This window comes from Candidatus Woesearchaeota archaeon, assembly GCA_016180285.1.
GTDB lineage: Archaea > Nanobdellota > Nanobdellia > Woesearchaeales > JACPBO01 > JACPBO01.
The window spans coordinates 1-8,721 of sequence record JACPBO010000012.1 but is presented as its reverse complement, the minus strand read 5'-3'; the positions used below and the strand labels follow the sequence as shown (position 1 = coordinate 8,721).

The 8,721-nt window shown below is 35.7% G+C and carries 13 protein-coding genes; 10 read left to right on the top strand and 3 right to left on the bottom strand.

Annotation, left to right across the window (positions count from 1 at the left end; genetic code table 11):
* The first annotated feature begins 88 nt into the window (after positions 1-88).
* Positions 89-1,249: a hypothetical protein gene (locus tag HYU07_03540; GenBank protein ID MBI2129288.1), complete on the top strand. Its 1,161-nt coding sequence runs from the start codon at positions 89-91 to the stop codon at positions 1,247-1,249.
* A gap of 126 nt (positions 1,250-1,375) precedes the next feature.
* Complete coding sequence (locus HYU07_03535; GenBank protein ID MBI2129287.1) at positions 1,376-2,233, top strand: DNA adenine methylase; 858 nt, start codon at positions 1,376-1,378, stop codon at positions 2,231-2,233.
* On the opposite strand, the gene HYU07_03530 is transcribed toward HYU07_03535, so the two are convergent.
* Both HYU07_03530 and HYU07_03525 read right to left on the bottom strand, forming a co-directional pair.
* Positions 2,222-3,058: a hypothetical protein gene (locus tag HYU07_03530; protein ID MBI2129286.1), complete on the bottom strand. Its 837-nt coding sequence runs from the start codon at positions 3,056-3,058 to the stop codon at positions 2,222-2,224. The two genes, HYU07_03535 and HYU07_03530, sit on opposite strands and share 12 nt — an antisense overlap.
* Before the next feature lie 7 nt (positions 3,059-3,065).
* Positions 3,066-3,338: a hypothetical protein gene (locus HYU07_03525; protein ID MBI2129285.1), complete on the bottom strand. Its 273-nt coding sequence runs from the start codon at positions 3,336-3,338 to the stop codon at positions 3,066-3,068.
* Between the two features lie 191 nt (positions 3,339-3,529).
* Here HYU07_03525 and HYU07_03520 point away from each other — a divergent pair, with 191 nt between their 5' ends.
* The 3 genes from HYU07_03520 to HYU07_03510 are packed head-to-tail and all read left to right on the top strand — an operon-like array spanning position 3,530 to position 4,959.
* Positions 3,530-4,162: a 50S ribosome-binding GTPase gene (locus HYU07_03520; GenBank protein MBI2129284.1), complete on the top strand. Its 633-nt coding sequence runs from the start codon at positions 3,530-3,532 to the stop codon at positions 4,160-4,162.
* Between the two features lie 12 nt (positions 4,163-4,174).
* Complete coding sequence (locus tag HYU07_03515) at positions 4,175-4,558, top strand: DUF2073 domain-containing protein (GenBank protein ID MBI2129283.1); 384 nt, start codon at positions 4,175-4,177, stop codon at positions 4,556-4,558.
* A gap of 2 nt (positions 4,559-4,560) precedes the next feature.
* Positions 4,561-4,959 (top strand): hypothetical protein, encoded by a 399-nt coding sequence (locus HYU07_03510; protein ID MBI2129282.1) that lies wholly within the window; start codon positions 4,561-4,563, stop codon positions 4,957-4,959.
* Between the two features lie 65 nt (positions 4,960-5,024).
* On the opposite strand, the gene HYU07_03505 is transcribed toward HYU07_03510, so the two are convergent.
* A complete protein-coding gene (locus tag HYU07_03505) occupies positions 5,025-6,227 on the bottom strand; it encodes a redox-regulated ATPase YchF (GenBank protein MBI2129281.1) in 1,203 nt (400 codons plus the stop codon).
* A 49-nt stretch (positions 6,228-6,276) separates the two neighbouring features.
* Here HYU07_03505 and HYU07_03500 point away from each other — a divergent pair, with 49 nt between their 5' ends.
* From HYU07_03500 to HYU07_03480, 5 genes are all read left to right on the top strand, one after another.
* Positions 6,277-6,948 carry a PHP domain-containing protein gene (locus HYU07_03500; GenBank protein ID MBI2129280.1) on the top strand — a complete coding sequence of 224 codons (672 nt, stop codon included), beginning with the start codon at positions 6,277-6,279 and terminating at the stop codon, positions 6,946-6,948.
* A 411-nt stretch (positions 6,949-7,359) separates the two neighbouring features.
* Positions 7,360-7,668: a nucleotidyltransferase domain-containing protein gene (locus HYU07_03495; GenBank protein MBI2129279.1), complete on the top strand. Its 309-nt coding sequence runs from the start codon at positions 7,360-7,362 to the stop codon at positions 7,666-7,668.
* Entirely contained in the window at positions 7,665-7,883 is a 219-nt protein-coding gene (locus HYU07_03490; GenBank protein MBI2129278.1) for a hypothetical protein, read from the top strand. The genes HYU07_03495 and HYU07_03490 overlap by 4 nt, the downstream gene beginning before the upstream one ends.
* 39 nt (positions 7,884-7,922) lie before the next feature.
* Positions 7,923-8,399, top strand: a complete 477-nt coding sequence (locus tag HYU07_03485) for a GNAT family N-acetyltransferase (protein ID MBI2129277.1) — start codon at positions 7,923-7,925, stop codon at positions 8,397-8,399.
* Positions 8,400-8,442: 43 nt separating this feature from the next.
* Positions 8,443-8,721: hypothetical protein (locus HYU07_03480; GenBank protein ID MBI2129276.1), on the top strand; the 279-nt coding region annotated here is incomplete at its 3' end.

Genomic DNA, 8,721 nt, shown 5'->3' with positions numbered 1-8,721 from the left:
GTTTGAATATATAAATCTTTCTCAAAAAAACCTTTATTGCCACTCCAGAATAGAAATATTTATAATAAGCAATATGTTTGCTCTCCTCATGTGGCTTATCGACTTATTCAAACTATTAAGGCCTTTATCCAAAAAGGAAAAAGAGAAGGCAGAAGAGCTTGAAGAATTTCTTTATGCCAATGAAATCAGGAAACTGAAAAGGCTGGTTAAATTAAGGAAAGCAGCTTTTTCAAGCCTCACGCTGGGAGTTTCTGACTTAATATTAAAGCGCAGGCATTTTACAATACTGCAGGATTCCCAGGATGAATTTACCAAAGAAATAAATGAAAAGATAATCAGCCAGGTCAAAAAGAAGGCATTCAAGGAATTTTCAGAAAATGCGGCTGATGTGATGATTGAGATCATTGCCCCGCATATTGTAGGATTGCACAGAATAAAGGAGGCTGTTTCCCTGCAGCTGTTTGCTGATGAAAGAGTGCACATTCTTCTTTTAGGCGACCCAGCAACTGGCAAGACAGACATAATAAGAGCAGCTGCAGAGCTAAGCCCTGTTGCAAGCTTTGGATTGGGATCAGGCATTTCAGGAGCCGGGTTAGGGCTGATGTTCAAAGGCGATGAGCTTGTCATGGGATTGCTGCCGAAAGCCAATGGCGGCATCTGCTGCATAGATGAGCTTAATCTGATAAGAAAGGATGATCTTGGCTATCTTTACAATGCAATGGAAAAAGGATTCATAAGCTATGACAAAGCTGGCAAAAGCATGCAGCTGAATGCTGATGTGAAAGTCCTGGCAACTGCAAATCCGCTTAAAGATAGGTTTACAAGCACAGATATTGAGCTGTTAAGAAAGCAGATCCCTCTTGAGCCTGCGCTGCTGACAAGGTTTCATATTGTCTTTATCATCAGAAAGCCATCATTAAGGCGCTTCATGGATATTGCAAAAAAGATGGCGAGGCAAAAAACAAAGGAATTAAGCTCATCAGATATTTCTTTTATAAAGGAGTACATCAGCTACTGCAAAAAATTAGATGTTGAATTCCCCACAGATCTCCAGAAGAAGATTGTTGAATTTGCAGGCGACATGAAAGAAAGGGAAAGAAGCTTTGTAATGGATGTTTCGCCAAGGCTGATCGCCGGGCTGATGAGGCTTGCAAAGGCATCGGCAAGGATGCAGATGAGAAGGGCTGTCAATGAGGAAGATCTGGATAAAGTGAGGGATATTTTGATTGATAGTTTGAAAGTAAAATGAGTTACACTCACATCAGAATAAATAAAATAATTAAAACACAAGATTTTATAAACTAGAGATTCCTGCTTTATTATTAAGGACTTAAAACCGATAAACTTAATAATAAGTTACGATTAGGTTAAGAAAATGGTTGCTATAAACTCGCCTTTTAGATATCCTGGGGGAAAATTTTATGCAAGAAAGCTTATATTAGAACATGTACCTAAACATAAATGTTATGTTGAACCTATGTGTGGTGGGGCATCCATATTTTTTGCAAAAGAAAAAGTTGAAAAAAATATTTTAAATGATATAGACCCAGAATTAATAAATTGCCTGATCAATATCAGAGATTGTCCTGAAAAGATGGCCGAGTTTCTGAAAGGTATTCCTGCTTCTAAAGAAAAACATGCCTTTTTTAAAAATGAATTTAAACCAAAAAATAAACTAGAGAAAGCTGCTAGATGGTTTTATCTCAATAGAACATCATATTCAGGAATTATGAATATAAAAAATTGCTATTGGGGTTATGGTGATAAATTTAGTATGAGGCCCGAGAATTGGAGAAGTCATCTACTTAAAATATCTGATAAACTAAGAAATGTAGAGATATTAAACAAAGACTTTGAAGAAGTTATAAACAATGCATCTGATGGTGCATTTATTTTTTTAGACCCCCCATATTTCAATAGAGATCAAGATAAATTTTATGCTTTTTCTTTTAATAAAGGAGATCATCTTCGCTTAATGAACATATTAAAGAAAAATTCTAATAGATTGAAATTTTTATTAACTTACGACAATAATGGCGAAATAAAAGAACTTTATTCTTGGGCTAAAGCAATAATGGATAAAGAATGGAACTATATGATTTATAGAACTGATGACCAAAGCAAAAATGGAGATTCAAAATATAAAAAACATACTGGAAGAAGGTATAAAGGTAAAGAGATATTCATCATTAATTATAATAATTCTAAGCCAACACTAAATTCATTTTTCTAAAAATCGATTAAAGAAATCCCCTAAGTTTAAGTCAGAAAGGATTTTCCAAGAACCATTACCCTCAGCAACGTCTTTCAAATTAACTAGTGGATAGTTAGGTATAAAGCCGCAGTTGGTTGAAGTGCCATTATTTATACATTTACGTCTGGTACAGAGTATATTATTTGTTTTTGAAACTTTAATATCTTTTGAACGTGCTATTAACAAAAAGTTAAAGACTTTCTTTTTGAATTCATTTATACTTTTTACCCCCTTGAAATATTTAGGAAACAGTTTTGAGAGAATGTTTTTATCATCATCAGTACATTCAAAGACATATTTTTGGTTCTTTGTTGTCCAAAATGAATTACCCATACTTGCAATTACATAATCAAAATCATCTTCTCGGTAGTTATCTGCATGAAATAAAACCAGTTTTCTTTCTACCCCGTACTTTTTGGACATTCTTGTTGCTACCTCATTATCGCTTATTGTTCTACTTCGCATACATTTAACTTTAAATGTGAGGTTATCAATATCTCTATCAAAAGAATCCTTGCCTGCAAGTTTACATTCAATTCTAATCTGTTTATTATCTTTTTTTCTGATAACATATACGTCCACATCATGAACTTCAGATTGTGCATTAATATTTGGATTTGAAATAATCCATTTTTCAGAAGATAAATTCTCTTTTAGAAAATCAGAAACTGTAAATTCGAATCCTTTGCCTCTCAACATGGGAATTACTTTTAAGTCACTCATTATTTCTACAAGATGCGATAATGGTAAATCAAAGTATTCACAATATTTCTTCATTCCTTTGACAATTTTTAAGTCTTTCATGATTTTCCTAATCATTCTTGTTCTGTTCCAATATATTTAACAATTCTTTACCCATTTTATTAATCTCGTATAGCTTTCCGATTTTATCATTAGGGTTTTTACAGGAGATTAATCCTTGCTGATATAATTCAGAAATAGTTACTGAAGCTTGTGATATTGCAATCTGTGCATTATTTTTAATTTCTTTAATTGTAAGTGGCCTATTTGAATTTTGCAATAATGAAAGAATCTTCTTTCTCCTACCCCCTCTATTTAACCACGCAAATTTATTCCAGTCCATACTTAATAATAAATACAAGTTATATTTAAATCAAGTTAAGAAAAAGTTAAGAAAAATATGTTCTCTCAACAAATTTTACAGTTAAGTATCGGAGCTAGTGGGTTCTTGAATTGCATTTAACAAAAATTAATCGAAAAGTATATAAATTAAACAAATAAATTAAAATAAATCATAATAAAAAGCGGTGCTCAATGATCGGTGCAATAAAGCGGTTCATAAACAGGGTTCTTAATAGCTTGTTCAAGAAAAAGAAGCATGTAAAGCTGGGTCTTTATGGGCCTCCGAACAGCGGCAAGACAACTTTGGCAAACAAGATCTGCCAGGACTGGCTCGGAGAGGACATGGGGACTGTTTCTAACATTGCGCATGAAACAAGAGAGATACAGATAAAGGAGCAGATCAATATCAAGTCAAAAGGCAAGGAGTTAAGCTTCAATCTTGTTGACACGCCGGGAATTGCAACCAAAATAGACTATGAAGATTTCATGAAAGCAGGATTAAAGGAAACTGAGGCAAAGCAAAGGGCAAAAGAAGCCACAAAAGGCGTCATAGACTCAATAAAATGGCTCGATGAAATGGATATTGTGATTGTTGTTCTTGATTCAACAATAGACCCTTACAGCCAGGTTAATATAACAATAATTGGGAATTTGCAGGCAAGGGATATTCCTGTGCTGCTTGTCGCCAATAAGATTGACCTGAAGAAAGCGAATGTAAAGAAAATACAGGCGGCATTCCCGCAATACAGCATTGTGGGCATATCTGCAAAATATGGAAACAACTTAGATGAGTTTTATGAAGCATTGTTTAAAATAGCAGGATAAAAAAGAGGTTAAATGTTAACATTACAAATCGTGCCTTACGGCGAAATAGCGAGCTTAAGTTCACTGGGCAGAATCAGGAAGCTTTTGAATATTGCAAAAGAAAACAAGATTGTTCTGCTGCAGGGAAGATTAAAAAAGGAAGAGGAAGCTGAGCTTATCAAAGCCACAATGGAAGAGATAAACGCTGATTTCAAGGGAATAGAGCTTGCTGTCATTAACCCGGAAGAAAAGAAAGCTGCAATGTTTGATAAGGTTAAGGTTGGCCTGGCAAATGCGCTGCTAGGCGACAGGCAGGGCTTGACTGTCATAGGCCCTGCGAATATTGTAAAGGAAATCAAGAAAGATCCTGACAAGATACAGCTGTTCACACAGGATCTGAAGAAAAAGAAAAGATAAAGATGCCCCATCAATGCGTAAGATGCAACACATTCTATGAAGACGGCTCTGCTGAGATCCTGAAAGGCTGCAAATGCGGGGGAAGATTATTCTTTTATATCAAGAAAGAAAAGCTTGACGAAGTCAAAAAGCTGACAAGCAGCGTTCATTTATCCAAAGATGAGAAGATGCAGATTGAACGAGATGTTTTTGACCTTGTCGGAAGCGAAATTGACAAAGACCAGCCTGTTGTACTTGACCTTGAAAGCATAAGGATTGTAACGCCCGGAAAATACGAGCTGGATCTGGTGCATCTGTTCAAGGGCGAGCCTTTGATCTTCAAGCTTGAAGAAGGGAAGTATATGATTGATGTCATGGAAAGCTTTAAAAGACTAAGAAGCAGGATGGAAGGGAAGAAATAAAGTTTTAATTAGTATACTCGGTATACCCAGTATACCTTCATAAACTTCTTACTAAAGTCATGCAGCTATTTATCCGCAACAATCTCTATAACATCCCCTGGCTTGAGCCTGTGATCCTTGCCGACAGTCAGCTTTGTCTTTACGTCTATTGCGCGTATAAACTTGTTTCCGAAATCTGTATGGAGCCTGTAAGCGAAGTCAAGCGCCGTTGAATTTCCAGGAAGCAGGAAGCAATCCGGCATGATATTCCCTTTCTGGTCAGCCAGCTTATTAACCCCTCCGGGGAAGATCGGGATGTATTTCAGAACATCAAACACAGCCTTGTCTAAAACATCCTGCACTCCTGTTGAGCCATATTTATCAAGAACATTTGTTTTTATAAAATTCAATGCAGCTTTCTGCTTTTCAGACAGATTTGCGCTTTCTTTCATCCCGAATTTTTTTTCTCCCGGAATATAACTGATCAGGCCATGCTTTGCAGCTTCCCTCAATGCAAGCTCTGAGTCTGCGCTGCATCTTACAAGCATCCTATCGGGGAATTCCTGCTGCATTCTTCTAAAATTTTCATCTGCGCCGGGAATGTCTATTTTGTTGCAGGCAATTATCATGGGCTTGGTTTTTCTTCTGATTTCAGAAGCAATTCTCACCAAGTCTTCCTCGCCCCATTCCACCAGGCTCTTATCAGCCAATCCAAATCCGCCAATTATTTCCTTAACCAATTCTTCCTTTACATTCAGCCCTGAAAGATGGCTTGTTATTGCCTTGTTAAGCTCTCCATGAGTCTGCTGAGTTGTCCGCGCAAATTTATCCCATCCTTTTTTTATTAATCTTAAAATCCAGAAATCCAGCTCTTCTTCAAGGAATCTTATGTCTTTTGCAGGATCATATGACAAAGTCTCTATCGGCTCTCCTTTTTCGTTTGTTGTGCCGGCAATATCAACAACATGTATCAGGACATCCGCCTGCCTTAAATCATCAAGGAACTGGTTGCCCATGCCTTTGCCTTCATGCGCGCCAGGAACAAGCCCGGCAACATCAATCAGCTGCACAGGCACAAAGCGCTTATGCTCTATGCAGAATCCCTCTCTCGGGTTGCATTGCGTGTTAAAAAATTTGTCTGCGCAGTCTATTTTCACATAGCCGACTCCGCTGTTCGGCCTTATTGTTGCGAAAGGGTAATTTGCTATTTCAACCTCTGCCAAAGTAGCAGCCTTAAAAAAAGTGCTCTTTCCAACGTTGGCCTTTCCAACTACCCCAACTAACATGATGCATGTAAAAAAGCCAACATTTAATAACTTTTTCTTTTTTTATGCGTAAATGCTCAAAGCGGATTTGCATATTCATACGGATAAAGACCCTATAGACAGATGTTATATAAAATATTCTCCGAAAGAACTGATTGATTATGCTTCTGAACTCGGATTTGAGGTTTTGGCAATAACGCATCACAGGCAGCTATATTACAGCAAGGAAATTGCGGATTATGCCGCTAAGAAAGGGATTTTATTGGTGCCTGGCGCAGAGATTTTAATTGAAGGAAAAGAGGCTTTATTGTATAATTTTAAAGACAGTGAAATCAAGAAAATAAAAACTTTCAGCGATTTAAAAAAACTGAAAAGAAAAAACAATCTTGTTATTGCGCCGCATCCATTCCTGCCGCACCATCATTTTATCTCGCTCTTTTCAAAGCTTGTAAAAAACAGGGAATGCTTTGACGGAATTGAATTCTGCCATTTTTACACTAAATTTTTAAACTTTAATAAAAAAGCTGTAAAGCTTGCGCACAAGTTTAAGCTGCCTCTTGTTGGGAATTCTGATCTTCACAGGCTGTGGCAGATGAATTATACTTATTCTTTGATTGATTCAAAAAAAGATGTAAATTCTGTTATTGCAGCGATAAAAAAAGGGAAGATCATTGTCAAATCAAGGCCATTGCCTGTTCTTGTTTTTTTAAGGGTGATATGGTTTGTTATAAGGACGGCTTTCTAGTAGAATCAATATTGAGATCGTACTTTTCACAGAAATCCAGAACATCATTGTTTATTGGTGTTGCATTACTTTGCATAGGATTCTCAATATGAAGCCAAATAAGAGGTAAATGTTAAAAATAGTATTTTTAGCTGCCGCTGCCTATATGTTTGGCTGTTTCAATATTAGATTTTTTGGAATATATGGTGCTTTACAAGCTTTGCGATACTAGGCTCTCAACTGCTGATATTGATATCAGAAGTGATAATGGCTTTGAATTGGTGTGTTAAAAGCTTTCTAATGAAATAGAAAACTTCATAAATAAGCTTTCTATTATAAACATATGGACTTGAGCAGCATAATAAAAGAACAGAGGGAAGAGCTGGAAAAAAAGAAAAATTTTATACTGCAAACAAGGAATTAAAGCTGATTTTGGAGGATCTTATTAATTCTATACAGGCAAAAGCAAACATAAGCGCGGTTATCTTGTTTGGATCATATGCAAAAGGCGCAGCAGCAAAAAAGAGCGATATTGATGTGTTGGTTGTGGGCAAAGTAAAAACCGGGATTGATAAAATAGCAAAAGAAATATATGCGAAATACGGAAAGGAAATTAATATGGTGATGATGGCATCTAATGAATTTAAAAAACAAAGGGATAAAGCCATAATCAGAGAGATTGTAAATAATCATTATGTGCTGCATGGGGCAGAAAAATTTGTTAATTTGGCGTTCAAATGAAAGCAAAAGACACTATTGTGAAAGCATTGAAAAGGGCAAAGGAAGAAAGAGGGCTGAGAATTTCAAAGCCAAATGAGCACCTGAGCAGCGGGCATAGCAGCAAGGCAGGCCATAATCTGATTGTCATGACAGACTTAAATGAGCTTAAGCATGAAGATTGGGTTGTTATTTCTGCGTATTATGCAATGTACCATTCTCAAGTTAATACCGCTTGAGTAATAATATTTAAATACCAAAGAAAATAATAGTAAAATATGACATTTAAAATTAGAAAATCAAGAACAACTGATGCAGAAGATTTAGCTAGATTATATTTTCAATTCTGGGTACCTCATAAGAAAGTTGATCCATTATTGGAATTTGAAAAGAAGTTGACTTTAAAAAATCAAATAGAATTTGCTAAAAAAAATATAAGAAAAAGAAGCAATCATATTTTTGTTGCGGAGATGGATGGAAAAGTTATTGGTTTTATTGAATTTTTTATTAAAAAAAATGAAGATTGTTTCAAAATCAAAAAATATGGTTACCTAAATTCAGCTACGACACATAAAGATTATAGGGGAAAAGGAGTAGCAAAAGCATTGACTAATGTTGCATTGAAATTTTTTAAAGACAAAGGAATAAAATATGTAAGAACAAATGTTTATAATTCCAATGAAATTGCTATGAAAACATGGACTAAAATAGGTTTTGAACCTCAATCAACTTTTTTAATCAAAAGAATAAAATGATTACATTACCAAGAGATGATTTAAAAAAATAAGAAAATAGAAAATGCAAAGCGAACTGATAAAACAATTGATTGCAGTTATTGTTGTGATATTTGTACTTACATTTGGGTTTAAGGCAATCGCGATGGTGCAGGACAGGCTTTGCGATACTAGGCTCTCAACTGCTGATATTGATATCAAAAGCGGTGTAAGAACTTCCCAGTTTGGATCATTTGATAAAAAAGCGATTCCAATAGGCTGCATAGACAAAGCAATATTTGTTGATTTGGGCAGGGCAGATAAAAGCCTGCTTGACAGCTATCCTGCTGTGAAAAACAGCGTT